The sequence below is a fragment of the Desulfovibrio sp. genome (assembly GCF_009712225.1).
Lineage (GTDB): Bacteria > Desulfobacterota > Desulfovibrionia > Desulfovibrionales > Desulfovibrionaceae > Desulfovibrio.
Genome location: NZ_WASP01000007.1, coordinates 85,297 through 109,803 on the forward strand (window position 1 = coordinate 85,297; position 24,507 = coordinate 109,803).

22 protein-coding genes are annotated in these 24,507 nt (G+C 59.6%); 13 read left to right on the plus strand and 9 right to left on the minus strand.

The window, feature by feature from the left end; genetic code table 11:
* The first annotated feature begins 96 nt into the window (after positions 1–96).
* The 7 genes from F8N36_RS10100 (at position 97) to F8N36_RS10130 (ending at position 5,169) form a co-directional block, all read left to right on the plus strand.
* Positions 97–1,140 carry a flagellar biosynthesis protein FlhF gene (locus F8N36_RS10100; RefSeq protein ID WP_291332686.1) on the plus strand — a complete coding sequence of 348 codons (1,044 nt, stop codon included), beginning with the start codon at positions 97–99 and terminating at the stop codon, positions 1,138–1,140.
* A gap of 32 nt (positions 1,141–1,172) precedes the next feature.
* Positions 1,173–1,985, plus strand: coding sequence for a MinD/ParA family protein (locus F8N36_RS10105; protein ID WP_291332687.1), 813 nt, complete (start codon positions 1,173–1,175; stop codon positions 1,983–1,985).
* 159 nt (positions 1,986–2,144) lie between these two features.
* The gene (locus F8N36_RS10110; protein ID WP_291332688.1) at positions 2,145–2,927 is read left to right on the plus strand and encodes a FliA/WhiG family RNA polymerase sigma factor; all 783 of its coding nucleotides are present in this window, start codon (positions 2,145–2,147) and stop codon (positions 2,925–2,927) included.
* 77 nt (positions 2,928–3,004) lie between these two features.
* Entirely contained in the window at positions 3,005–3,385 is a 381-nt protein-coding gene (locus F8N36_RS10115; RefSeq protein WP_022657629.1) for a chemotaxis response regulator CheY, read from the plus strand.
* Positions 3,386–3,641: 256 nt separating this feature from the next.
* Entirely contained in the window at positions 3,642–4,307 is a 666-nt protein-coding gene (locus F8N36_RS10120; protein ID WP_291332689.1) for a flagellar basal body-associated FliL family protein, read from the plus strand.
* Positions 4,308–4,426: 119 nt separating this feature from the next.
* Positions 4,427–4,747: a hypothetical protein gene (locus F8N36_RS10125; protein ID WP_291332690.1), complete on the plus strand. Its 321-nt coding sequence runs from the start codon at positions 4,427–4,429 to the stop codon at positions 4,745–4,747.
* A complete protein-coding gene (locus tag F8N36_RS10130) occupies positions 4,744–5,169 on the plus strand; it encodes a hypothetical protein (protein ID WP_291332691.1) in 426 nt (141 codons plus the stop codon). The genes F8N36_RS10125 and F8N36_RS10130 overlap by 4 nt, the downstream gene beginning before the upstream one ends.
* Before the next feature lie 261 nt (positions 5,170–5,430).
* Here F8N36_RS10130 and F8N36_RS10135 read toward each other — a convergent pair whose 3' ends face one another.
* The 7 genes from F8N36_RS10135 to topA all read right to left on the minus strand — a co-directional run bounded on the left by F8N36_RS10135 (position 5,431) and on the right by topA (position 16,692).
* Positions 5,431–6,102 (minus strand): hypothetical protein, encoded by a 672-nt coding sequence (locus F8N36_RS10135; protein WP_291332692.1) that lies wholly within the window; start codon positions 6,100–6,102, stop codon positions 5,431–5,433.
* Positions 6,103–6,277: 175 nt separating this feature from the next.
* Positions 6,278–7,819, minus strand: a complete 1,542-nt coding sequence (locus F8N36_RS10140; RefSeq protein ID WP_291332693.1) for an efflux transporter outer membrane subunit — start codon at positions 7,817–7,819, stop codon at positions 6,278–6,280.
* Entirely contained in the window at positions 7,816–11,022 is a 3,207-nt protein-coding gene (locus F8N36_RS10145; protein ID WP_291332694.1) for a multidrug efflux RND transporter permease subunit, read from the minus strand. The genes F8N36_RS10140 and F8N36_RS10145 overlap by 4 nt, the downstream gene beginning before the upstream one ends.
* 7 nt (positions 11,023–11,029) lie before the next feature.
* Positions 11,030–12,142, minus strand: a complete 1,113-nt coding sequence (locus F8N36_RS10150; protein ID WP_291332695.1) for an efflux RND transporter periplasmic adaptor subunit — start codon at positions 12,140–12,142, stop codon at positions 11,030–11,032.
* 357 nt (positions 12,143–12,499) lie between these two features.
* A complete protein-coding gene (locus F8N36_RS10155) occupies positions 12,500–13,141 on the minus strand; it encodes a thioredoxin (RefSeq protein WP_291332696.1) in 642 nt (213 codons plus the stop codon).
* Between the two features lie 142 nt (positions 13,142–13,283).
* Positions 13,284–14,459, minus strand: a complete 1,176-nt coding sequence (locus tag F8N36_RS10160) for an XdhC/CoxI family protein (protein WP_291332697.1) — start codon at positions 14,457–14,459, stop codon at positions 13,284–13,286.
* Positions 14,452–16,692, minus strand: a complete 2,241-nt coding sequence (topA, locus tag F8N36_RS10165) for a type I DNA topoisomerase (RefSeq protein ID WP_291332698.1) — start codon at positions 16,690–16,692, stop codon at positions 14,452–14,454. Before topA ends, F8N36_RS10160 begins: the two co-directional genes overlap by 8 nt.
* Positions 16,693–17,112: 420 nt before the next feature.
* Between topA and F8N36_RS10170 the strand changes: the two genes are divergently transcribed.
* The 6 genes from F8N36_RS10170 to F8N36_RS10195 all read left to right on the plus strand — a co-directional run bounded on the left by F8N36_RS10170 (position 17,113) and on the right by F8N36_RS10195 (position 22,677).
* Positions 17,113–17,832 (plus strand): hypothetical protein, encoded by a 720-nt coding sequence (locus F8N36_RS10170; RefSeq protein WP_291332699.1) that lies wholly within the window; start codon positions 17,113–17,115, stop codon positions 17,830–17,832.
* A gap of 117 nt (positions 17,833–17,949) precedes the next feature.
* Positions 17,950–18,597, plus strand: a complete 648-nt coding sequence (gene traT, locus F8N36_RS10175) for a complement resistance protein TraT (RefSeq protein WP_291332700.1) — start codon at positions 17,950–17,952, stop codon at positions 18,595–18,597.
* Positions 18,598–18,798: 201 nt separating this feature from the next.
* Positions 18,799–19,926: a hypothetical protein gene (locus tag F8N36_RS10180; protein ID WP_291332701.1), complete on the plus strand. Its 1,128-nt coding sequence runs from the start codon at positions 18,799–18,801 to the stop codon at positions 19,924–19,926.
* A gap of 12 nt (positions 19,927–19,938) precedes the next feature.
* A complete protein-coding gene (locus tag F8N36_RS10185) occupies positions 19,939–21,672 on the plus strand; it encodes a glycosyltransferase family 9 protein (RefSeq protein ID WP_291332702.1) in 1,734 nt (577 codons plus the stop codon).
* A gap of 59 nt (positions 21,673–21,731) precedes the next feature.
* Positions 21,732–22,337: a hypothetical protein gene (locus tag F8N36_RS10190; RefSeq protein WP_291332703.1), complete on the plus strand. Its 606-nt coding sequence runs from the start codon at positions 21,732–21,734 to the stop codon at positions 22,335–22,337.
* A 16-nt stretch (positions 22,338–22,353) separates the two neighbouring features.
* Complete coding sequence (locus F8N36_RS10195; protein WP_291332704.1) at positions 22,354–22,677, plus strand: hypothetical protein; 324 nt, start codon at positions 22,354–22,356, stop codon at positions 22,675–22,677.
* A 98-nt stretch (positions 22,678–22,775) separates the two neighbouring features.
* On the opposite strand, the gene thiE is transcribed toward F8N36_RS10195, so the two are convergent.
* Together thiE and F8N36_RS10205 are read right to left on the minus strand one after the other, a co-directional pair.
* On the minus strand, positions 22,776–23,423 hold the full coding sequence (gene thiE, locus F8N36_RS10200) for a thiamine phosphate synthase (protein ID WP_291332705.1): 648 nt from the start codon (positions 23,421–23,423) through the stop codon (positions 22,776–22,778).
* Positions 23,424–23,440: 17 nt separating this feature from the next.
* The gene (locus F8N36_RS10205) at positions 23,441–24,463 is read right to left on the minus strand and encodes a DUF362 domain-containing protein (RefSeq protein ID WP_291332706.1); all 1,023 of its coding nucleotides are present in this window, start codon (positions 24,461–24,463) and stop codon (positions 23,441–23,443) included.
* Positions 24,464–24,507 lie beyond the last annotated feature (44 nt).

The window sequence follows — 24,507 nt, forward strand, 5'->3', positions numbered from 1 at the left end:
AGTTGGCCCCGATTTTGCAATTACCCTGATGTCGTCAAACAAACGGCACACACAAGCCGTTTGGCGATATTGAACCGTCAGGCAAAGGAATGGGCCATGCAGGTAAAGACGTTCACAGGGACCACATCACAGGAAATTCTGGCCAGAATCAAGGCCGAGATGGGGTCTGACGCCGTTATCCTGGGCAACCGCACCTACCGTAAAAACGGAGCGGTCTGCCACGAAATAACTGCCGGTATAGAGCGCCCCAAGACTGAAGCGGCATCGGGCGCTGGCGCACCCGCAGGCTGGGGAGAATGGCACAAGGACTGGATGCAGCTGAAAGATCAGATTTTTGCGCTGATGAAGCCCGCCATCCAGCTTGAGCGCCTCACCCCCCGTCAGCGCGTGGCACTTGAATATTTGCAACGCGAGGGCGTTTCGGACTCCGTGGCAGTTGACCTGTACAAGCGACTGCTGGCAGAACCGGGCGCATCGGTGCTTGAATGCCTGTGCGATATGGTGCCCGTAAAAACATGGGGCGCAGAGCACTGGCGGCAGCGCATACACCTGATGGCCGGGCCTTTTGGCCTGGGTAAAACCACCACGGCCCTGCGCTTTGCCCTGCATCTGCGCAGAAACGACCCGGAAGCGCGCATTGCCTTTATCAACGCCGATTGCCTGCGCGGCAACGGCAGGCTGATTTTGCGCCACTGGGCCGAGCTTTCCAATTTTTCGTATATGGAAGCGCCCGACAAGGCCTCCATGGAACACGCTCTTGCCGCCACGCGCGAAGCCAGCGCAGTATTTATCGATGTCCCCGGCCTTGACCGCAATGGCAGCCTTGCCAGCTGGAAAGCCGACATGGGGCTCGACACGGTGGAAGCGGCCACGCATCTTACACTTTCGCCTTTTTTTGACGCCCTGCAAACCCAGGCATTTTTGCAGCGTTACAAAACAGACGGGCCAGGTTCCATAGTCTGGACCAAGCTGGACGAAGCCGTCAGCTTTGGCAATATAGTTAATGTGGCCTGCCAGGCGGGCCTGCCGGTTTCAGCCCTGTCTTTCGGCGCGGAACTCAAGGAAAGCCTTGCCCCGGCCACTGAGCCGCTGGTCTGGCGTCTCATTTTCAAAAGGCAACTTCCTGGTCAGGCCGCCTAGCGCGGTTCGACCTTAACATGTGGAGCAGACAGATGAGCGGCACTTTCCCTCTGGTTTTTTCCGTCACTTCAGGCAAGGGCGGCGTCGGCAAGACCAATATTTCGGTCAATCTTGCCATCTGTCTTGCCCAGCTGGGCAAGCAGGTAGTGCTCATTGATGCCGACCTTGGCTTGGCCAACGTGGACGTGGTGCTTGGGCTTACTCCGCAGAAAAATATTTTCCACCTGTTCCACGAAGGCGCCACCATAAACGATATTCTCTTTCCCACGCCTTACGGCTTTTCCATACTGCCCGCTTCGTCAGGCATGAGCGAAATGCTCACCCTCTCAACGGGACAGAAACTGGAACTGCTGGAAGCCGTGGATGAAATGGAAGACGGCCTGGACTACCTGATTGTTGATACGGGCGCAGGCATCAGTGACAACGTGCTCTATTTCAATATGGCCGCGCAGGAACGGCTGGTGGTGCTCACCCCTGAGCCCACCTCGCTTACCGACGCTTACGCGCTCATCAAGGTGCTCAAAAACAACCACGGTGTTGAGCGCTTCAAGGTGTGCGTAAACATGGCCCCCGACCTGAAAACGGCCAAGGACATGTTTGTACGCCTGCATCAGGCATGCGACCATTTTCTGAGCGGCGTATCGCTGGAACTTGTGGGTGTTGTGCCGCGTGATACAGGCGTGCGCAAGGCCGTGGTGCAGCAGTTGCCCTACTGCATAAGCGAACCGCAAAGCCCTGCCGCCAAGGCCACCATGACGCTGGCCAAGAACATCAGCGCCTGGGAAGCCCCCGAGAATCTGGACGGCAACATCAAATTTTTCTGGAAGAAACTGCTTTTCCGCTAGGCGTAATGGCAGCCGAGCGCTGCCACCGGCAAGAACAACGAATTTTAACCTCAACGTGTTGCAAACGCGGCGCAACCGGCCTTGGCGGGCAGGTGGGGCGCAGCATAACAGGCATGTACATGCCACGGGGTAGAAGAGGCAAATCCGAAGGAAACCACTATGAAGACCGGCACAGCGCAAGCGCAAGCTCCCTGCCCCTGGGAAGCGCTCGAAACCGGGGCAACCCCTTGGGAGAGCTTTTCACCGGCAGAGCAGGAATCTGTGGTGCGGCATTATGCGCCCAAGATCCGCTTTCTTGCCTTACGGCTAAAAGCCAAGCTGCCGCGCAGCGTCGAGCTTGGCGAGCTGATCAGCTCTGGCACGCTTGGGCTCATGGAAGCTCTTGGCAAATTCAGGCCACAGCTGGGCATACGTTTTGAAACCTATGCCGAGAGCCGTATCAAGGGAGCCATGCTCGATGAATTGCGCCGCCTTGACTGGTTTCCACGTTCGTTGCGCCAGCGTGTTCGGGTACTCGATGAAGCCATGCGCAAGGTCGAGCACGAGCACGGCAGACAGGCCACGGAAGACGAACTGCAAAAAATCACCGGCCTCGACCTGCGCGATGTGCGCCAAGGCCTCGAGGCTCTGCAAAACCAGCTCTGGATTTCGCTTGATGCCATTCAGGACACGCTTTCGGGCGAGGGCCCGGAAGGTGGCGGCGAGCCCTTCCGCAACACTGCCCTGCAAGAGCTTGTGGAACGCGTTGCCCCGCTGATCGACCGCTTGACGCCAAGGGAAAAATTGGTACTGTCCCTGTATTACACTGATGAGCTTAACATGCGTGAAACAGCCGAAGTAATGGGAATTACCGAAGGCCGCGTATCGCAATTGCACTCACAGGCCCTGACCCGACTTCGCAAAGAGTTTCATAACCTCTATGGCGAAGGTTCCGAAATATAAGCTTACAACAGACAGTGGCGCACGGCTGCAACGTCTGTTGCAAACCGATACAGACGGCGCTTCAAGGAGATTCTCTCATGCCTTACAATCCGAATATGCGTGTTCTTGTGGTTGACGATTTCTCCACCATGCGTCGTATCGTGCGCAACATTCTGCGCCAGCTTGGCTTTCAGAACGTGGTTGAGGCTGACGACGGCACCAGTGCATGGGAAGTTCTGAACCGCGAAAAAATCGACTTTATTGTTTCTGACTGGAACATGCCCCAGATGACCGGCATCGACCTTTTGCGCAAGGTTCGCGCCAGCGAGCAGTTTGCCAACATTCCTTTTCTCATGGTCACGGCCGAGGCCCAGCAGGAAAACATCATCGAAGCGGTGCAAGCCAAGGTTTCCAACTACATTGTCAAACCGTTCACTGCAGACACCATGAAGCAGAAGATCGACAAGATTTTCCCCTAGGCTTTGCAGCAAACTTCCCTGGCTTAGACGGCCCGCTCCTGGCCGGGGTTAGCGCCACACAGCGCAACCTGGTTGGGGCGGGCTTTTTTTGCAGGGCAACTGCAACTGCATGGCAAGCGGTGCAGGCAGGGCCTCGGTAAACAGCAGGTTTGAGCGTATCAACCAGACCGGCGCGGCCAGCGGTGGCCGCATGTACCGGCAGTACGTATGAGACCGTGTGACTTTACGTATCGGGCGTGGCCGTCAGGAGTGACGCGTGGCTGAAAAACAGGATATTAAAGAAGCCCCCGCCAAGGACGAACTGCAGGTTGCAGTAAGCCCTGACACGAGCCTGCGTAAAGTGGAGCTTGATCTTGACGATGCGCCTTTTCTCAAGGAGCAGGATCCGCCGCCACCGGCTGTAAAGGAAGGCGCTCCCCTTCAGGTTGCTGAAGACGCCCCCCCGCCCAACAAGAAGAAAAAGCTGCTTATCATTGCAGCCGCTGCGGCACTGGTTGTGGTGCTGGTTGCGGCTGCAGCAGTATGGTGGTTTGTGCTGCGCACTCCTCCGCCGCCCCCGCCGGACCCCATCAAGCCAGAGGTGATTGTGGTTCCCACACCCAAAACACCCACGGCCAAGGCAGACAGCGTCAAGGAACTGGCGCCCTTTGTCATACCCCGGCAAACCGCCAAGGGCGCGCGTTTTCTCATCTGCAAGTTTTCTACGGTCAGCCAGAGCCCACGGGTAGGTATGGAAATTGACCAGAAGCTCATTCCCCTGCGCGATGCCCTGTACTATTACCTGAGCAGCAAGACGGACGAATTTTTGCTCGACCCTGCCAACGCAGCCACCATCAAGAAAGACCTTGGCGGCGTGCTCAACGACTACCTTACGCAGGGGCGTATTGATGATATTCTGTTTGAAAGCTATCTGAACGAATAGGCTACGCCCTCACGCAGCAGCCCCCTGTGGGCTGGGCATGCAAATGTTGCCATGCGCGCCGGGAGATGCCTCAGCCTTTCAGGCCCGGCCGCGCAGCAAGCCGGCAACAGGAGGCCGCCATGAGCGTTGACGCCACAATGGCCGTGCTGTATGCCCAGACAAATCTTGCAGCCAACGTGAGCAATGCCACTGCGGTTGCCCCGCAGGCATCGGTTGCCATGTCGCGCGTGCTTGCGGCGGCAATGGCCAAGCAGGAACAGCAGCAGGTGGCGCAGACTGAACCGGGCCACCAGGCAACTCTTACCCCCGATGCGGACAAACGCGGAACGCCCCAGTTTGGCAGTCGCAGAAGAAAAAGACCCCCACCCAAGCCAGAACCCGAAACAACCGGAGAATTGGCGCCGCCTCTGGTGGGCAACCTGTTGAACATAAAAGTATGAACGACACCCTGCTGTTTGCACTGATCGCGCTTTTTTCGCTGTTTGAGCTTGCCATTCTTGGCGGCGTGTTTGTCTTTTATATGCGCCTGCGTCGCTCTGAAGCCCTGCTCAACGCCTTGCAGGGCAATCAGGAAAGCCTGCTCGCCCGCATAGAGATGAACGCCCGGCTCGAAAAGGAAATTGTTGCCACCTTTGCCCAGCGGCAGGCTGAATTGCGCAATCTGGACGAAAAGCTTGAGGAACGCACGCACGAACTGCGACGTTTGCTTGAGCAGGCAGAGGGCATCAGCCGGTCTCCCCAGTTTCTGCGCGAGCTGATCCTGAACGGACGCCGCAAGGGTCTGAACAGCCGCCAGATAGCCAAGAACGCTGGGCTCAGCGTTGATGAGGTTGATCTCATCCTCGCACAGGAAACAGAGTAGCCAGCCTCCCCGTTTTCTCGCCCTTCCCTTTCTTTTTCCCACAGCGCGTGCGCACCACGACACACCACTCCTGCGACCGGCCTTCACGCCAGTCCAGCCATCAGCTGTCGCTCTGTAGCTGCACGCCACAGCCAGTTACTGCGCGCACCAAAAGGCAGCAGACCCCAGGGCTGCACGGTCAGCAGGTTCTGCCTGGCAGCAAGGGCTGCGGAATTTATGACGTGATTATGGCCCTGGTATTGGGCCTCGAATGCGGGCGGGCTAGAAACCCAGCTTGAACTGCATGCCCATACCCAGGGCAGATTCCGGCTGCTTGTTGGCCGAGGTGCGTTCGCGCTGTTCGTCCTTGAGAATCAGCTCTGGCCCCACGCGGATATTCAGGTTGTCTCCCGCGTCCACATCGGCATAGGCGCGCACCACGTGGCGGCTCTGCATGGGAATATTCTCGTCAGCGCCTTCTGGCTCCAGCTGGCTCTTCTTGCGCCACGCCGATTCATCCTGCCCCACGCTCACTGCCAGGCCGTTCTTGGGCTCGGCCTTTCTGTCCGCCGATTTCAGGGCCGAATTGATGCCAGAGGCCGTATTGACGGAATTTTCCTTGGCGGCTTCTTCACCCACTGCGCTCTTTTGCAGGTCACTGGTGCTTTTACCTTCCCGCCAGGCTTCACGGCTGTGGGTACCGTCATCAAAGGCCCAGGCTGGCGCATGGATGCCCGATCCCGCCGAGTTTTTTTTCTTGCCCGTTACCCGCCTTGACTTGGAGGGCGTGTCGTTACGGGTGCCCTGCTTGCGGGCCTTGGTTTTTCCCGTGTCTGCGGCGGGTGCTGCAACCGGGCTGGCCGCCGGCTCTTGGGCGCACGCCAGCATAGGTGCGTATAGCACCTGCAGCGCAACAAAAAGTACAAGGAAAAGCCAGGGCAATCTTTTGTCCATGTTTTCCCTTTACGACAGGCAGGGCACCTCTGTAAAGTCTGCAGTTTTTACACACAAACCGATTTTCAGTTCGGACGTTGGATACCCATCGCCAAAAGCACGGCGGGGAAAGCGCAGTAACGCTTTCCCCGCCGTGTTATCTATAGGGCGGCAATACTGCCGCCACAATTGGCTGTTATTCCGACTTGCTCGCGGGAGCAGCCTTTTTGACGCTGGTCTGTTCCTGCAACAGCTTTTCCGTATTCACAACGGGGAAGCTGGGGCTGGTACCCGCATCCTGCCAGCCGCCGCCAAGGGCCATACACACGCTCACTACGCTGTTGAGCCTGTCACGCAGGGCGGTGGCCAGCTGCAGCTCGGCTGCAAACAGCTGCCGTTCGGCGTCCAGCACCGTCAGGTAGTCGGTGTAGCCGTTGGAGTACTGCAGGCTGGCAATCTGCACGGCACGGCGCAGGCTTTCAACCTGAACCTGCATGCTGCGCACGATGTGGTCAGCTTCACGCTGGGAGGTGAGCGACGTACGAATGTCCTCAAAGGCCGTCTGCACGGTTTTGCGGTACACGGCAATGGCAGACTTTTTCTGGGCTTCGGCGTCCTTGAGGTTATACCAGTTGCGGCCAAAATCCAGCAGGGGCACAGAGCCGGTCACACCGTAGCTCCACGCGCCCGCAGGGCCGGTAAAGAGATTGCCCACCGAGGCGCTCAGCGTACCCAGCATGCCCGTAAGGGAAATGGAGGGGAAGAACTGGGCGCGGGCCACGCCGATATTGGCGTTGTAGGCCATGATGGTGAACTCGGCCGCACGTACGTCGGGCCGGCGTTCCAGCAGGTCTGAAGGCAGACCGGCGGGCAGCACGGGCGGTGCGGGCAACATGTTGATGCCCTGACCACGCTTCATGGCGCGGTCCATGATGTCGCGGGGCGAACGGCCAAGCAGTACTGCCAGACCGGCTTCCGCCTTGTCCACGGCTATGGTGCTGGTATGAACCTGGGCGCGGGCGGTTTCCACCTCGGCACGGGCACGCTGCCAGTCAAGTTCGGTTATGTCGCCCTGCTTGTAGCGGGCAGTGTAAATGCGAAAGGATTCTTCGCGCGATTTAAGGGTGCGGCGGGAAGTATCAAGCTGCATGTCCTGCGCAAGCAGGGCAAAGTAGCCCTGAGCGGTCTGCCCGGCCACAGAAAGGCGCAGGGCTTCGTGCCCGATCACCGTGCTCATGAGCACATCGCTCAGCATGGTGTACTGGTTGCGCACCTTGCCCCAGAAATCCAGCTCCCACGAGGCGCTCAGGGCACCCTGATAAGAGGTGGTTGAACGCGAGAGCTTGCTCTGGTCAAAGGGCACCGTATTGGCGGTCTTTTCCGAAGCGCCCTGCGCTGTGGCCGAACCCGTGCCCGAAACGGCGGGCGCAAGGGCGGCCGTACCCACGCCCACCTGGGCCGCGGCAGATTCGATCTTGGCCATGGACTGGGCCAGATCCTGGTTGTTCTTCAGCGCTTCTTCAACCAGTTCAGACAGAACAGGGTCATTGAACCTGTTCCACCAGTCAGTGTGCAGGGGGGCAGAACCCATGTCCACGGCCCGCCACTGCTTGGGCATTTCCTGTTCCGGCCTTTCATAGCGCGGCGCAAACGAGCATGCGGAGAGCAGTACCGTCAGCGTCAACACCAGAGCCGGTGCTTTAATCATCATGCCTGCTGTCTTGCCGGAAGCGGTCATATGTCGTCCTCCTGGTCTTCCGCAAGGCGATCCTTGCCCGCGTTGGGGTCGGTTTTACCCTGGATTTTCAGTGAGAGTTGCATGATGGCCTTGAAGAAGAACGGCACAAACAGCGTGGCTATGCACGTTGCTGCCAGCATGCCGCCAATAACCGCCGTGCCGATGGCGTGGCGGCTGTTGGCGCCTGCGCCAGAGCTGATGGCCAAAGGCACGCAGCCCAGAATAAAGGCAAGCGAGGTCATCACGATGGGCCGGAAACGCAGTTTCGAAGCATGTATAGCCGCCGCATCAAGGCTGCGCCCGGCGCGCCAGGCCTCAACGGCGAATTCAACAATAAGAATGGCGTTTTTGGCCGCCAGACCAACCAGGGTAACCAGCGCCACCTGGAAGTAGATGTCGTTGGAAAGCCCACGGCCCCAGGTTGCCACCAGCGCACCAAACACGCCGAAAGGCACTGCGGTGAGAACCGAAAGAGGCAACGACCACGATTCGTACTGCGCGGCAAGGATCAGGAAGACCATGACCAGAGCAAGCACAAAGATGATTGTGGTGTCGGCGCTGGCCATCTTTTCCTGAAGGGCCGAACCAACCCAGCCAAGCTGGTAGTCGGACGAAAGCACCGCAGCCGCGGCCTTTTCCATGTCGGCAAGAGCCTGACCGGAAGAATAGCCAAGGTTGGGCGAACCCATGATATGCGCCGCGGGGAACACGTTGTAGCGTTCCACCACCTGCGGGGCAGTGCGGCGTTCAAGGGTCATGACAGACGTCAGCGGCAGCATTTCGCCCGCGCTGTTGGGCACGTATATGTCGTTAAGGCTTTCGGGCAGAATGCGGGTGTCGGCCTCGGCCTGCATACGCACCTGGAAGGTACGGCCCATCATGTTGAAGTCGTTGACGTACGAGCTACCAAAGGTGGCGCTCATGGCCGAATACACGTCGGCAATGCTGATGCCCATGTCCTTGCAGCGTTCGCGGTCAAGGTTGGCGTACAGCTGAGGCGAACCGGTAGAGAACAGGTTGCGCACCATGCCGATGGACGGATACTTGGGCGTACCGTCGGCATTTTTGGAGGTAACCTCTGCCACCAGCTTGTTGGCGGCGTCTTCCATATCCTTGAGGCTGCCGCTGCCGCGCATCTGCACATAGCCTTCAAAGCCGCCCGTGGTACTCATGCCGCTGATGGGCGGCGGCGAGAAGCCCAGAATAAAGGCCTCGGGCTGCATGACGGTAACCGCACCCACGGTGCCAACGATGGCGTCGGCAGATTGCTTGGGATCCTTGCGTTCGCCCCACGGCTTGAGCAGGGCGAAGAAGGTGCCGTAGTTGCTCTTGGCGGCCATGGAGGTGATATCCAGACCAGAAAGAGTACCCATGCTCAATACCGCAGGGTTTTTGAGCATAAAGTCGTTGAGCACCTTGTTTACCGCGGCTGTACGGGGCTGGGCGGCGCCATCGTCAAGAATGGCGAGACCCAGCAGGTAACCTTGGTCTTCGTTGGGCACAAGGCCGCCAGGCACAACCCGGAACAGCCACGCGATGCACAAAAACATGATAGCGCAAAGAGCCAGCGCCCGCCAGGCAGATGCCTTGATAAAGCGCACCGCGTTTACATAGCGGCGGGTAATGCGGCCAAACACATAGTTGAACCACACAAAGGCCTTGGCAGGCTGTCTGTCGTGTTCGTGCGGCTTGAGCAGCAGTGCGCAGAGCGCCGGGGTAAGTGTAAGAGCCACAATACCCGAGAGCACAACCGACACCGAAATGGTGATGGCAAACTGTTTGTACATCTGCCCCGCAAGACCGCCCATGAACGAAACAGGAATAAACACGGCGCACAGCACCAGCACGATGGCAATAACCGGTGCCGTAACTTCGTTCATGGCCTTGGCTGTCGCCTCCTTGGGCGGCAGATGCTCCGAACTCATGATACGTTCGACGTTTTCAAGCACGACGATGGCGTCGTCCACCACGATACCAATGGCAAGCACCAGAGCAAACAGCGTGAGCGTGTTGATGGTGTAGCCAAAGGCAAACAGACCCGCAAACGTGCCGATGATAGACACTGGCACGGCAATGCAGGGAATAAGCGTGGCACGCCAGTTTTGCAGAAACACGTAAACAACGATGAACACCAGGATCATGGCTTCGACCAGGGTACTCACCACTTCCTTGATGGATTCGATAACGAAGTCGTTGTTGTCCACCAGCAGGGTGTAGGCGAGGCCGTCGGGCATACGCTTGGATATTTCATCCAGCTTGGCCTTGACGAGGTCGCCCGTGGCGATGGCGTTGGCGCCCGGCAGCAGGTACACGGCGCCCATGCGGGCTTCCATGCCGTTGTAGCTGGAGAGAACGCTGTAGTCCTTGCCGCCCAATTCCACCCGGGCCACGTCCTTGAGGCGCAGCATGGCGCTGTCGGGTCCGGTGCGGATGATGATTTCGCCAAATTCTTCAGGCGTCACCAGGCGGCCCTGGGTATCGATCTGCCAGGTGAGCTCGGTGGTGTTGGGGGTGGGCATGTCGCCCAACCGGCCAGGAGCGTACTGCGAGTTCTGCTCCTGAATGGCCGAGCTGACCTGCTTGGCGGTGAGGCCGTACTTTGCCAGTTTGTCGGGGTACAGCCACACGCGCATGGAGTAGTCCATGCTGCCGAACAGCGAACAGTCGCCCACGCCGCTGACGCGCTTGAGCTCGTCAACCACGTTGACCTGCGCCCAGTTGTGGATAAACACGCCGTCATAACGCGCGTCGGGAGAATAGAAGCAGAAAACCTGCAACATGGCGGGCGAACGCTTGACGACGGTTACGCCCTGACGGCGCACGTCTTCAGGCAGTGTGGCCTGAGCCAGGTTAACCTTGTTGTTCACGTTGACCAGCGCCATGTTGGCGTCGCTGCCCAACTTGAAGTAAACGTTGATGCTGCCCGAACCGGAACCCGATGCGGCTGTGGAAGTCATGTAGAGCATGTTTTCCACACCGTTGATGTTCACTTCAAGGGGAGCCAGAACCGTAGAGGAGATGGTTTCCGCCGAAGCACCGGGATACGACACGCTCACGTTGACCGTGGGCGGCACGAGATCGGGGTATTGGGCGATGGGCAAGGCATTCATGGCCAGTGCGCCCACCAGGGTTATGACAATGGATATGACGGCCGAAAGTACCGGCCGGCGCAAAAAGAAATTCGGCTTTGTAGAAACAGCCATATGCTACCTACTTCTTGGGCGCGGCGTCCTGGGGCTGCTGCCCACCGGCCTGCTGCACGCGCACTTGGGTCCCGGGGCGGGCCTTGATGATGCCTTCGCTGATGATGCGTTCGCCACCCTTGAGGCCCGAACCCACCAGATATTTGTCACCCACAGCCACTGTAACCGTAATGGGGATAGGATAGACCTTGTCGTCCTTGTCCAGTCCCATGACAACGGCGCCCTTCTGGGTCATGACCACGCACTTCTGCGGGATGAGAATGGCGTTCTTGAGAACGTCGCCTTCAACAAACAGGCGCACATACTGGCCGGGCATTATGTGGCCGTCGGCATTGGGGAACACCGCGCGGGCCTTGATAACGCCGGTCGTGGGCTGCACCTGGCTGTCGATAAAGGTAACCTCGCCCTCTGTGTCGTACATGGTTCCATCAAGCAGACGCAGCTTGGCCTTGTAGCGGTTGCCCTGCGGGAACTGGAGCACGCCGCTGTTAACAAGCTGCTGACGCATCATGCGCTCGGGCGCGGCGATGGAAAAGTCAATGTACATGGGGTCGGTCTGGTTCACGTAGGTGAGCAGCGAATTGTTGCTCACCAGGTTGCCAGGGGTGTAGTTTTCCTTGCTGCTGTAGCCGGAAACAGGGGCAACCACCTGGCAGTAATCCAGATTGATCTTGGCCTGACGCAGGGCGGCCTTGGCGCTGTCGTATGCGGCAAGGGCCGAATCGCGGTCTTTCTGCGAAACGGCGTTCTTTTCGTACAACGGGCGAATACGCTTCCATTCGCGGTCTGCATTCACGTACTGGGCCTGCGCCTGCTGCATCTGCGCTTCGTACTGGTCGCGCTCAAGCTGGAACAGCTGTTGCCCGGCCTTTACAAAGTCGCCTTCGTTATAAAGGCGTTTTTCAATGATGCCCTGCACGCGTGCGCGAACTTCAACCGAGCGTGAACCCGTAGCCTGGGCCTGAAACTGGCTGGGCCACGGGGCGTCGGCCACGGTCACCTCAACGGCAGAAACGGGCAGGCGCATGTCGGGGGCACCTTTTTTATCGCTTTCGCAGGCGACAAGGGCAAGGCAAAGCCCCAATACAACTGAAATTTTTGCAAATGGTCTGATACTCATGAATAACTCCATATGGGCGTGGCGCACGGCGCTCAAAACACGCACGGCGAAACGGCGGCGGTTTAAATTACCACCGAGACGGGTCATCAATAAACCTGGTTTCTGGGGGGATCAGCATGTAAGATAGGGCGCGCACAGGCGCCCCATGACGCACGTGGGGGCGTCATTCGGCCCCAGCCTGACAACACATCGAAAAAAGCGGTAAACCACCCCTTTAAAAAGCACAGTTCACGCCAAAAAGCAATGCGCGGGGTGTTTCATACGGCCGAAGCTTATAAAGAATAAAATCAATAATTTCAGCAAGTTATTCTATCGTGGTATTTTTATGTAACTACCTGAAATTGCTTGATAAATTTTTTAGGCAAATTCCCCATCAGAATCAGGGGTTTCGCTGTTTTCAAAATACTCTTTTATGCGTCTTGCATTGTCGCTGGCGCTGCCCAAAAAGATGGTCCACCACACAGCATCCTTGAAAAGTTCCATACGTTTGAACTTGTGGCGCTCGTCGTTCATGCGCAGCACGGTTATTTCCAGCTGCCTGTCGTCACCCGTATCGCTCACAAAGGTAATGCGCAGCCCCGCGCGCTGCATGAGGCGCAGATCGGCAGGCGAGTAGCGGGAAAGTATCCTGCCCGCCACATCCGTGGCTTTCAGAAAACTGGTGCCCTGGGCGGAAGAAATGCCCACCTCTCGCGGTTCGCCGTTTACGAGCAGTTCTACGCGGCGAATGTTGGCCAGATTGATACGGCTGCGGTTGATGATCTTGGCATCGCGCAGCACCCGGTAGTAGCAGGCCCCTATTTCTTCAGAAACACCCACAATGACCGTAGCGTTCACGTCCGGGTAAAACACGCCAATGCTGGCGGTCATGCCCGATGATCTGGCGATGTCGCCCTTTTCTTCTGCAATGATGCGCAAATGGCGTGCCGCGCGCATCCTGGCATTCAGATAAATGCCAACCAGCACAAGAAACAGCAGGGCCACAATCGAAAGGGTCATGCAATGCGCCTTGAATGGTTAGGGTGGTATGCGAGGGCCCGCATGCATGGGCAATACGGGTTGTCAGACCTGAAGACCAGTTGCCCGGACGGCCCGACGTACCAGCCGCGCCATACCGGGGAGGGTGTGGCTGGGGCCGGGACTAATCGTCGAAGCGCAGGCGCACCAGGGTTCCGGCGCGGGCGGCCAGCAACTCGGCAACGATGGAAACTGCTATCTGCTGCGGTGTTTCCGCCTCAATGGAAAGCCCGATTGGGCAGCACACGGCCGCCAATTCCGCATCCGGCACACCCTGCTTGCGCAGGGTCGCATACACCTGCTCGCGCTTGGTTTTACTGCCGATCATGCCCACATACTGAGCATGGCTTGTCAGCGCCTGGGCCAGAACCTCGCGGTCGAAGCTGTGCCCGCGCGTGATGATGGCCACGTAGTGCCTGCGCCCTATGCCGCAGTTCTGCACAAGATTTTCGTATTCCGGCAGCACCAGGCATTGCCTCGCCATGGGAAAACGCACGGCATTGGAAAATTCCTCCCGGTCGTCCACCACGTCCACCACAAAGTCGCATGCATGGGCCAGACGCGCAACCTCAAGCGAAACATGCCCGCCGCCGCACAAAAGCAGCACTGGCGGTGCGGCCAGAGGCTCCACATAAAAAAGATGCCCTTCATGCTCCACCAGCCCCGGCCTGTTCTTGCGGGCATCAAGCAGGGGCTGCAAGCCATCGAGCCCCAGACCTACTCCCGCAGGCAGGGACTCTTCGGTCACGGCGTCGGGCAGGCTGTCGATATAGAGGTGGCGCAAGGGGGTTTCCACCTCGCCGTGCAGCGAAACACCGTCGTCGCGCAGCTCCACAATCCACACGCCTTTGCCGCCCTGACGCAGCACCTGGGCCGAGAAGGCAAAAATATCGGCCTGACGCGGAGAAAGCACCTCGCAGAGCACTTCCATGCTGCCGCCACAGATCATGTCGCTGTTGGGCGAAAAACCAGTCATGTCAACAGAAACACGGGTAGAGACAGCACTGGCCAGGCTGCCGCGCGCGGCTTCCATGGCACGCGCTTCAAGCAGGCCGCCGCCCACGGTTCCCTCAAATCCGTTACGGGTCTGCAGGGCGCGGGTTCCGGCGTCACGCGGGGCCGAGCCTGTGCGGCTGACCACCGTGACCAGCACGGCGGGCTCGCCAGCCTGCAGCAGGTCTGCCACACGGGATTCAAGGGTATCTGCCCACGGCGTGGTCACCAGGGCTTCTGGCGTGCCAGCCGCGACAGCACCGGGGGGGGTTAAGGCGCTGTTGTCGCCATCGTCTTTTTTAGCCATCCCCATCCTCCTTCACATAGCCGCAGCCCTTGACCGGGCAAATCACCTTGGTGCCCTCGCGGCTTTTCTTTTCCACCAGATAGGGCGAATTGCAGCGCGGGCAGGGGCCTGGAACGGGCTTGTCCCACAGGGCAAAGTCGCACTGGGGGTACTGGTCGCAGGAGTAGAATATCTTGCCGCGCTTGGTGCTTTTTTCCACCAGCGAACCCTTGCCGCAACGCGGGCACGGCACGCCTGTGGAAAGGGGCGCAGCGTGTTTGCAGTCCGGGTAGCCGGTGCAGGCAATAAAGCTGCTGCCAGTGCGGGATTTTTTGATCACAAGATCCTTGCCGCACAGCGGGCATTCGCCCACTTTTTCGTACTGGGGCTTTTCCTGCGCGACGGCTTCAACGGTGCCGTCTTCGAGGCGCTCAAAATTGCTGGTGTAGCGGCATTCGGGGTAGCCGGAACAGGCCAGAAAGGCCCCGGCCTTGCCAAACTTGATAAGCAGATCCTTGCCGCATTCCGGACAGGGAAGGTTGGCGGGCATGCCGCCCTTGAGGCTCTTCATGTTTTTGGAAGCAGCCGCAAGCGTGGGATTGAAGTCTTCCGAAAAACGGCGCAGCAGCTCAACCCACTGCTCCTGACCATCGGCGACCTTGTCTAGGTTTTCTTCCATCTGGGCGGTAAAGCCCACGTCCATCAGCTTGCCAAAGTGCTCCACAAGCTGGGTACACACTACGCGCCCAAGATCGGTGGGCACAAAGTGGCGCTCCTTGAGGCTCACGTATTCCCTGTCCTGCAAGGTCGAAATGATGGCCGCGTAGGTTGAAGGACGCCCGATACCCAGTTCTTCCAGCTCACGCACAAGGCTTGCTTCGCTGAAGCGCGCCGGGGGCTGGGTGAACTTCTGTTCCTTGTCGAGCTTTTCAAGCTTGAGGGTCTGGCCAGCGGTCAGCGGAGGCAGTTCGGCGTCGGTTTCGTCCTTGCCGCGCGGCATGGCCGCCAGAAAACCGGCAAAAAGCAGGCGCTCGCCCTTGGCCTTCCACTGTGTGTGTGCGCACGAAATGGTGGCCGTGGTATCGTGAAAACGCGCGCCAGCCATCTGTGAGGCCACAAAACGCGCCCAGATGAGCCTGTACAAGTTGTACTGCTCTGGCGGCAGGTGGGTCTTCACCTCGTCGGGGGTTATATTGACGTCAACGGGGCGAATGGCTTCATGCGCGTCCTGCGCACCGCCCTTGGCCTTGTAGACCCTGGCCCGCTTGGGCAGATAATCCTTGCCAAAGTTGCCTTCAATAAAGGCCTTGGCCGCGTCGCGCGCCTCGTCGGCAATACGCGTGGAGTCGGTACGCATGTAGGTGATGAGAGCGGTGAGGCCCCTGTCGCCTATTTCCACGCCTTCGTAAAGGCGCTGGGCAATATTCATGGTGCGCTTGGCCGTGTACGAAAGACGCTGGTTGGCAGCCTGCTGCAGGGTAGAGGTGATAAAGGGCGGCTGCGGCGCGCGTTCACGCTCCTTTTCTTCCACGCTTTCCACCACAAAGGGCTTGCCAGCCATGGCGTCCTCAATGTCCTGCGCCTGGGCGGCATTGCTGACAACAGCCTTTTTGCCGCCGACCTTGGCAAGCTCGGCCTTGAAGGGCGGCGGCACGTCGGCGGCCAGCAGGGCCTTGAACAGCCAGTATTCTTCGGGCTTGAAGACCTCGCGGGCCTCCTCGCGCTCAACAATGAGGCGCAGGGCAACAGACTGCACGCGCCCGGCAGAAATGCCACGCTTGATGGACTTCCACAGCAGGGGCGAAATCTTGTAGCCCACCAGCCTGTCCAGCACGCGCCGCGCCTGCTGCGCGTCAAAAAGGTGCCCGTTGAGTTCACGCGGATTGGCCAGCGCTTCCTTGACGGCCTTGGCCGTAATTTCGTTGAACTGAATCCGCTTAATGTCCTTGGCCTTGTCGCGGATCAGTTCCGCCACATGCCAGGCAATGGCCTCTCCCTCGCGGTCGGGGTCGGGGGCAAGGTAGACGGTGTCGGCCTTGGATGCCGCAGCGCGCAGTTCACTGACAACGTTCTTCTTGTTGTCGATAACCTCATAGTGCGGCGCAAAATCGTTGGCCTCGTCCACGCCAAGCGAGCTGGACGGCAGGTCGCGCACATGGCCCACACTGGCCTGCACCATGTACTGCGGCCCCAAAAACTTCTTGATGGTTTTCACCTTGGCGGGTGATTCCACAATAATAAGCTGTTTGCCCATGCTGCCCCTCGGATTATCTCGTGCTTGCCGGCATAAAAGGCCCGGCCCAGTGTACCGCACGCGCGGTATGCGCTGCAGCTGCGGCCCCAAGCCACAACCCACAGTCTCTTTTGCGCGGCTAAAACGCAGCCTTGCGGCGGTGTGCAAACCAGCATGCGCACCACACGCAATAAGCCAGAGCGCCCGCCGTTTATCTGGCCGGAACCCACTGCAACGCCATCACACCCCCCTGGGGGCAACGCGCGACACAACCAATAGCGTCAAGTACGAAGCATTTGTCAAGTCCCGGCCCATGAGCTTTCCATTCTTCCATGCCGCCAGAACAGGACACAAGTAGGCAAAACTGGACAGCTTGGCCGATCTGCGCTATTAATGATAGTGTTGTTTAATTTTGCAAGGAAACGTATGCGCGTCTGTCATATGCCACTCAAGCTCGCTGCCATACTGTGCATGCTTGCCCTGTGCGCCCTTGGCGCGGGTTGTGCCGCGCAGCAGGATCAGCCCGTGGGCCCCGGTGCTACCGATGGCGCGCCCGGTGCCGAGACGCCTGCCAGAGGCGATGGCGGGGGCAACAGCGACATGGCAGACACACCCCTGCAAAGCGTACAGGTACGCAAGGGGCAGACCGTGCATGTCGCCGTTACCGGCGGCGACTCTGCCTTTAACGCTGACATGGAATCCATGCTCACAGGCTACCTGCAAAGCGAAAAAGACCTTACCCCCGCCGATTCTCCCAAGAAGGCCGACCTGCTCATACGCGTGAAGATTGAAGACATCTACCCGCTTGGCTCGCGCAACGCGCCCGTCAACGCAGGGCACGCACTGGGCAGCACAGCCACCGGAGCAATGTTGGGCGCCCTGCTCGGCGGCGCAACCGGCGGCAGAGGCGGCCTGGCCTGGGGAGCCAGCGCTGGCGCGGCACTTGGCCTTGGCGTTGCGTTGCTCGACAGCTCTGGCAAAAGCAAGGTGTGGGGCATGAAGGCTCTGGTGGGCATAGGCCGCAACGGACGCGAACCGGCGGAATCCGACATGCACCGCACCACTGTGCGCGCAGAGGGGGCCAACATGGGCAAGGAAGAAATAGCCCCCGCCCTCGAAGACACCATGAGCCGCAAGATTCTGGACTCACTGCGCTTCTGATTCTGCGCCAACACTACCCACAAACCGGCCCGCGCCCTGCGCTGCCGGCAAGTATCCATAATTTCCCCCGATAAAACCTTCCGCGCCAGTCTGGCTGCGGCCCATGTGAGGAGCCTTATGTCCTTTATCCGTTATATTCTGTTGCTCTGCGTGACTTTCGCGACCCTGTGTGGTTGCGTGCGCCAGCCAGCCGATGCCGCGCGCATGGAAGTGCTGCGACAGGGACAGCTGGAGCAACCGGAAAGCGACGCAAACATCCACCCGGCTGTTTATGTAAACGTGCGCGACAATACAAACAGAATTATTGGCCTGCGCGCCCAGACCGAAGCGTGGCTGCAACGTCAGGGCTACATTATTGTGCCCAACCCCAGCGAGGCGGGCTATATCCTTCAGGTGGTAGTGCTGGCCGCCGGGATTGCCGCGCCCGAGAGCGTGCGCCAGATGGTGGCCGCAGGCTATGACGCGCCTTCGCAGCTCAGCGGCAGGGGCAGCACATCCCTTGTGGCCGACGTGCTGCTGGTGCAGCGCCATGTGCCCAGTGCCAAACAGCCCAGCAACTCAAAACTCAAAAGCATCTCAAAGCGCAATGCCGTTGCCAACAGCCAGATGCGCATAGGACTGCTGGCCCAACAGGAATTCAAGGGATCTGGTGTGCCGCCGGTGTTCGCCGAAACCATGGGCAAAGAGCTGGCTGCGCACATCCACGGCGCTGCCGGGCAGGATGCGCCAACCCCGCCAGCCCCCCCCCAGCAACAACAGTTTTGACGAAGGGCCCCCGCTGTGGGCCTGTCACAGGCTTGGGCCGTCCATGGTTGGGCGGCCCTTTTTTATGGCCGCAGGTGTCAGCATTCCGGCGGCCCCGTAAAGGCAGCGGCATAAACTGGCGTATTACCGCGCATATCAAAAATTGGCACTGTACTTGCTTTTTCCTCTGCGCGGCGGCAGCAGCCCCCGCAGGAGGAACACATGGCACTTTCCAATTTTCTGATCCGCCCACCATCAGACGCGCAACCGGCCCAGGGGGCCATGCCGCGCCGTCAGGCGAGCACGCAGACCGGAAATTCTGCGTCATTCGCCAGTATCATGAACGGTCAGACCACCAATGCGGAAACCGCCAGCGCCCCGGAAGTTCAGCGAACGGGCATGCCCATCGGCGGCATTGGGGGGCAGCAAGGCATGGTTCTGGCCGGGCGCTCACCCAGCGATCTCATGCGCACCCAGGTTTTCACCAAAGCAGAAACCGACATGCGCCAGACCAAGGCCATCGACAGCCTCATGCAGACTGTTTCTGGCGGCAATTCAACCCTTGACCTTGCCCGCAGCATGGGCACGGCCAGACATCTGCGTTCAATGACCAGCGCCATGGACAGCCGCATCAAGGGCCTGAGCATGGGTGATTTTGTACACTCCCGCCCGCCGGTTCAAAGCCGCACCAAGCCCTCGCACAAGGTTGAAGACGTTGAGCTGGGCCAGCTTTCCGCCAAGTTTGAATCGGGCAGCGACGGCATCGCAGCCGTTGGCTACGACCGCGTGGGCGGCACGTCATACGGCAAATACCAGGTCTCGTCGCGCGCGGGCAGCCTGAAGGATTTTCTGGATTTTCTGGATACCGAAGCGCCCGACCTTTCGAACCGGCTGCGCGCCTCTGGCCCCGGCAACACAGGCAGTCGCAAGGGGGCCATGCCTGACACATGGCGCGCCATCGCCAACGAGCAGCCAGATCGCTTTGAGGACCTGCAGGAAGCCTTTGTACGCCAGAGCCACTACAAACCGGCTCTGGATTCCATTGCCCAGCGCACCGGCCTTAACCCGGATAAAATATCCACGGCCATGCGCGAGGTTATCTGGAGCACATCCGTGCAGCACGGCCCAGCCGGTGCGGCCCGCATCTTTGAGCGCGCCCACGGCATGAGCGGCAGCCCGTCAGATCCTTCTTACGAGCGCAACCTCATCAACAATGTGTACAACATTCGCGTGGGCCAGTTTGGCTCGTCGGACAGCAACATTCAGGCAGCTGTGGCCAACCGCTTCAAGCAGGAAAAAGCCCTTGCCCTGAACATGCTGAACGGCGGCAAAAACTCCTCGCTGGCGTAGGACTGCTGACCCATGGACACCACGAGCCCTGCGGGGGAAGAGGCACAACCGGGCAGCGCCCAGAGCAGCCCACAGAACAGTGCAGGCTGCACCGTTGTCATCAACCTGACGCGGTTTGGCGACCTGTTGCAATGCCAGCCCCTTATCGAAGACCTGCACCGGCAGGGCAACCGGGTGCATCTGGTATGCCTGGACAACTTTTCCAGCGCCCTGCCCCTGATGCGCCATGTGGAACGCGCCTGGCCCCTGCCCGGCGCACGTCTCATGGCCGACATTGACAAGGACTGGCGCAGCGCCGCTGCCAGACTGATCGAATACGCCCGCGCCATTCGCGCCGGTGCGTCCCCAAACTGCGTGGTGAATCTCACCACCACCCTGCCCGCCCGTCTGCTGGCGGGGCTTGTGGCGGGGGGTACCGCCGAAATGCGCGGCTTTGCCCTTGATGCCCACGGGTTTGGTCAAAACAAAGGCATCTGGGCCACATTTCTGAACAGCGCCACGGTCAACCGCCAGAGCGCGCCATTCAACCTTGTGGATATGTTCCGCATGGTTGGTGGCTCTGAACACGGCGAAACAGACCTGCAGCCGCGCCTGCGCCTTGCCCGGCCTTCGCAACAGGCCCTTGAGGGGGCGGATGCCCTGCTGGCTGCAGCCCCGCCGGAAACCGCAGGTTTTGTGACCATGCAGCTGGGAGCCAGTGAGCAGCGGCGTCAGTGGCCCGCGCAGTATTTTGCCGCCGTGGGTGACAGCCTGTGGCGCGAGCGCAGGCTCTGCCCGATTCTGCTGGGTTCGCCAGCCGAAAGACCGCTGGCCGAAGCCTATGCCCAGCAGGCCGCAGGTCCCTTTGTGGACGCCGTGGGCAAAACAGACCTCACCCAGCTTGCGGCACTGCTCAGCCGCTCGCGCATGCTGCTCACCAACGACACGGGCACCATGCATCTTGCCGCTGGCCTTGGGGTTACGTGTCTGGCCATTTTTCTGGCGACGGCCCAACCCTGCGACACCGGCCCCTACCTGCCGGGCTGCTGCTGCCTGGAGCCTGCCCTGTCCTGCCACCCCTGCCCCTTCAGCCAGCCCTGCCCCAACAATCTGGCCTGTGTGACCCATATCCGGCCGCAGAGCGTGGCCTCGCTTGCGCTCGCATGGCTCGACACAGGCCGATGGGAAGCCGCGCCGCTGGAAACAGTTGGGCGCGAGGCCCGCGTATGGCAGACAGAACTGGACGACCAGAGCTTTATCACCGTGCGCTGCCTCTCATCACACGCGGCCGATGACCGCAGCCAGTGGCTAGCGCAGCAGAGAATCTTCTGGCGTCAGATACTTGACGACCTTGAAAACCCGGCCCTCACAGCCGCTACGGCATGCGCGGGGCAGTTCGGTCAGGTGCATCCGCCCCAAAACGGAACCCGCCCCACCGGTGTACCCGACGGCAATTTTTCGCCCCAGTTTGCGCAGCGTCTGTTCGAAACCCTGAATCAGGCCGTACAACTTTTCGATATTCTTGCACAACAGGGGCAGATCCTGGGCAGAGCCCCCATGGCGGGACAACTCTTTTTGCGCAATTGCGAGCGACTTCAGGCGGTGCTTGATGCCTGCCCCGAGCTGCGCTCGCTGGGCGCGTTCTGGCGCGAGCTGCGCCAGGAGCGAGCGGAACACCTGGACGACCTGCTGGCACTTACTACCCATCTTGGTGCGCAAGTACTTGATTGGCGTAATAAATACGTAAATGGCACGTCATTTGCTTAATTATCGGCATACCACATTACGGTAAAATCTTCCCTGAGGGGGAGAGGAGGGGAACTGGAATGATTATCATCGACGGCGCACAAAGCGAAAAAAGCATTACTGCCTTTGCCAACCTTGAGGAACTGCTCAAGGACGTTATTCAGGACGACAAGATGGTCAATCGCGTAGTGACGGACGTTCTGGTCAACAACGAGGCCTTTTCCGAAATCTACCCGCATCAGGCCGAAGACATTGCCTGCACTGATATTTCTTCCATCGAGGTGCGTTCCGTGCCTATGGCCGAAATGGCCGTGGAAATGTCGGCTGAAATGGGCAAGGTGGCGCAGATGATGAGCCACGGCGCGCGCGAAGTGGCCCGGCTGTTCCGTGCCGCCTCCGACACCGACGCACTCGAACTTTTCCAGGATCTGCTGGACGTGACCCGTGATTTCATGGGTATGCTTGGCGAACTGCGTACGCGCTATACCAACGGCGCAGTGCCCGACTTTGCCCAGAAGACAGAAAAATTCTCCAGCATGCTCTCTGAGATGGGCGACGTGCTGGAAAACGAAGACTGGATTCTGCTGGCCGACCTGCTTGAATACGAATTCATTCCCCTGTGCAACGACTGGCGCGAAACCAGCGAAACGCTGCACAAACAGGTTGTTGAACATATGGCCCAGTAGGGCATCAGGAGCAGATATGAGTCAGGGCGTATGCCTTTTGGATGAAGCGCTCAATCTTGCCCGCCTGGAAATGGCGGCCCTTGAGGACGGCGCGTATGACAGGGCTGTTGAACTCGCTGAAAGGCGGGGTGAAATTACCAGCATGGCCTGGCATATGCTGGACGACAGCCAGGCCGATGAGTACCGTGCGCACCTGATTGAGCTGGCCCGCATGCAGGATCACCTTACGGAACTTGCCACAAAGGCGCACAGTGACATCAGGTCGCAGTTGCAACGTTCCCGCCTTGAAAGCCAGCGCATGCGCGGCTACCACAGGGCCGTGGGACAGGCGCTGCAGTAACCAGCCAGCGATCCTGCAAAATGAGATAGTTAAGGGCATCATACGCCACAGGCGTGTGATGCCCTTTTTATTGCACAAGACTAAGTACGAGGGTTTTATCAGCCCACCATACCCTCTCGCATGGCATTGCGTACCGATTCCACCCTGGCGCGAATGTCGGGCGCTCCCACAAGCTCGCTTACCAGTGAGCAGCAACGCGCGCCGTGGCGCGCCACCTCAGCGATATTGTGCTGCTTGATGCCGCCAATGGCCACAAAGGGCAGGTCGGCATGGTGGCTCACCCAGTCCAGGTAGTCATACCCCACGGGGGCTACCACGTCTTCCTTGGTCTTGGTGGCAAAAATGGGCCCCACGCCAATGTAGTCCGCCCCAAGGCTACGGGCCTCGCGGGCCTGTTCGGGCATGTGGGTGGACAGGCCAATGATCATGCCCGGCCCCACAAGACTGCGCACCTCGGGCACGGGCAGATCCTCCTGCCCCACGTGCACACCGTCGGCCTTTACCAGCATGGCAATATCAATGTGGTCGTTGACGATAAAGCAGGCTCCGGCCTCGGCGGTAAGCCGCCGCAACATGCGGCATTCTTCAAGCATGGCTCCGGCCTTCAGCTTTTTTTCGCGGTATTGCAGAATGCGCACACCAGCGCCCAGCAGGGCTGTGACGACCTCTTCCAGAGGTCTGCCCAGCGAAAGGCCAGCATCGGTGATGGCGTAGATATCGGTTTCTCCGGGGAGAATCTTGGCCATAACAGGCTCCTTGGCTCTTATTTTTTAAACGCCGCAAAAATACGGCGAAAACAGCTCTGAACAAAACGGGCCGGATGAAATGACGTGTGCGAAAGCTCGACAGGCAACTGAAAACCGGCGGCGCAAAAATCTGCCGGGGTGTTGAGCGGAAATATCACCTGCGAGCCAGCCGCACCGCTGCCCCAAGCCTTGCGGCGGCTCAGGGCCGCTCCCAGCGGCACATCCTGCGGGTTCAGGCCCAGCACGGCGTACACGGCTTCGTCAAGCGCAACGGCAGAGGCGCTGGCCCCAAGCAGGCCCAATGCAAAGGGTTTGCCGTTGCTCGGCCCGGTTATGTGCATGGCCGTAATGCCGTCGGCCACCGCTGCCACAGGGGGCAAGGTGGCCCACAGGGCGGCAAGGCAATCGGCAAAAAACCGGGGGTCACGCCCTTCGCGCGCATGGGCCACGGCCTTGTGCAGACCGCGCACGCAGCCAAAACAGTTTTTGACAGAGAGCGTTGTGAGCATCTGGGCGTGGGCCTTTACCCGTGGCACGGAAACGATCAGATCGCTTTCCATGGCCAGCCGCGCCACATGAAAGCGCGAACCGCCCGCTTGAAAACCCGCCTTTTGCGCCGCATCGCCCTCAAGAGGCAGGGGCAGGGGCACAGCAGGGCCGATTTCTTCCACCTCGAGCCCAAGGGGGCGCAGGGCTTCATCAAGCCCCACGGCTCGGGCCACCGTAACAGCCCGGCCAAAACCCGGCGAATCGGCCACGCGCACCTGTGCGCCGTGGTCCATAATCCACGCGCACACAGCCGCCACCACCTCGGGCGAGGTGCAGGCAAGGTGCTTTGCCATGAGCAGGTTGGGCTTGACCAGCACGCGTGTGCCTGCGCGCAGGGGGTAATATTCCGCCAGCCGGGCTGCGTCCATCACCTGCCCCACTGCCGTGCGCAGGGCGGGCGCGGTGTAGGTGTCGTGGCGCAAAAGGGCCACGGGCAACGAGTTGCCGGGGTTGCACTGGGTGTTTTGCAAGTCGCAATCTGGAGGATTCATGCCTGTTTTCATGCCAGAATTATGCCGTCCGCCCGCCGCATTGT

Excerpts from the sequence above, each read along its gene's own strand:
- F8N36_RS10110 (WP_291332688.1), top strand. The coding sequence starts at position 2,145 with ATGAAGACCGGCACAGCGCAAGCGCAAGCTCCCTGCCCCTGGGAAGCG.
- thiE (WP_291332705.1), bottom strand. The coding sequence starts at position 23,423 with ATGGCCAAGATTCTCCCCGGAGAAACCGATATCTACGCCATCACCGAT.
- F8N36_RS10150 (WP_291332695.1), bottom strand. The coding sequence starts at position 12,142 with ATGAGTATCAGACCATTTGCAAAAATTTCAGTTGTATTGGGGCTTTGC.
- F8N36_RS10170 (WP_291332699.1), top strand. The coding sequence starts at position 17,113 with ATGCCACTCAAGCTCGCTGCCATACTGTGCATGCTTGCCCTGTGCGCC.
- F8N36_RS10130 (WP_291332691.1), top strand. The coding sequence starts at position 4,744 with ATGAACGACACCCTGCTGTTTGCACTGATCGCGCTTTTTTCGCTGTTT.
- F8N36_RS10205 (WP_291332706.1), bottom strand. The coding sequence starts at position 24,463 with ATGAATCCTCCAGATTGCGACTTGCAAAACACCCAGTGCAACCCCGGC.
- F8N36_RS10135 (WP_291332692.1), bottom strand. The coding sequence starts at position 6,102 with ATGGACAAAAGATTGCCCTGGCTTTTCCTTGTACTTTTTGTTGCGCTG.
- F8N36_RS10140 (WP_291332693.1), bottom strand. The coding sequence starts at position 7,819 with ATGACCGCTTCCGGCAAGACAGCAGGCATGATGATTAAAGCACCGGCT.
- F8N36_RS10100 (WP_291332686.1), top strand. The coding sequence starts at position 97 with ATGCAGGTAAAGACGTTCACAGGGACCACATCACAGGAAATTCTGGCC.
- F8N36_RS10180 (WP_291332701.1), top strand. The coding sequence starts at position 18,799 with ATGGCACTTTCCAATTTTCTGATCCGCCCACCATCAGACGCGCAACCG.
- traT (WP_291332700.1), top strand. The coding sequence starts at position 17,950 with ATGTCCTTTATCCGTTATATTCTGTTGCTCTGCGTGACTTTCGCGACC.
- F8N36_RS10125 (WP_291332690.1), top strand. The coding sequence starts at position 4,427 with ATGAGCGTTGACGCCACAATGGCCGTGCTGTATGCCCAGACAAATCTT.
- F8N36_RS10195 (WP_291332704.1), top strand. The coding sequence starts at position 22,354 with ATGAGTCAGGGCGTATGCCTTTTGGATGAAGCGCTCAATCTTGCCCGC.
- F8N36_RS10160 (WP_291332697.1), bottom strand. The coding sequence starts at position 14,459 with ATGGCTAAAAAAGACGATGGCGACAACAGCGCCTTAACCCCCCCCGGT.
- F8N36_RS10105 (WP_291332687.1), top strand. The coding sequence starts at position 1,173 with ATGAGCGGCACTTTCCCTCTGGTTTTTTCCGTCACTTCAGGCAAGGGC.
- F8N36_RS10145 (WP_291332694.1), bottom strand. The coding sequence starts at position 11,022 with ATGGCTGTTTCTACAAAGCCGAATTTCTTTTTGCGCCGGCCGGTACTT.
- F8N36_RS10185 (WP_291332702.1), top strand. The coding sequence starts at position 19,939 with ATGGACACCACGAGCCCTGCGGGGGAAGAGGCACAACCGGGCAGCGCC.
- F8N36_RS10155 (WP_291332696.1), bottom strand. The coding sequence starts at position 13,141 with ATGACCCTTTCGATTGTGGCCCTGCTGTTTCTTGTGCTGGTTGGCATT.
- topA (WP_291332698.1), bottom strand. The coding sequence starts at position 16,692 with ATGGGCAAACAGCTTATTATTGTGGAATCACCCGCCAAGGTGAAAACC.
- F8N36_RS10115 (WP_022657629.1), top strand. The coding sequence starts at position 3,005 with ATGCCTTACAATCCGAATATGCGTGTTCTTGTGGTTGACGATTTCTCC.
- F8N36_RS10190 (WP_291332703.1), top strand. The coding sequence starts at position 21,732 with ATGATTATCATCGACGGCGCACAAAGCGAAAAAAGCATTACTGCCTTT.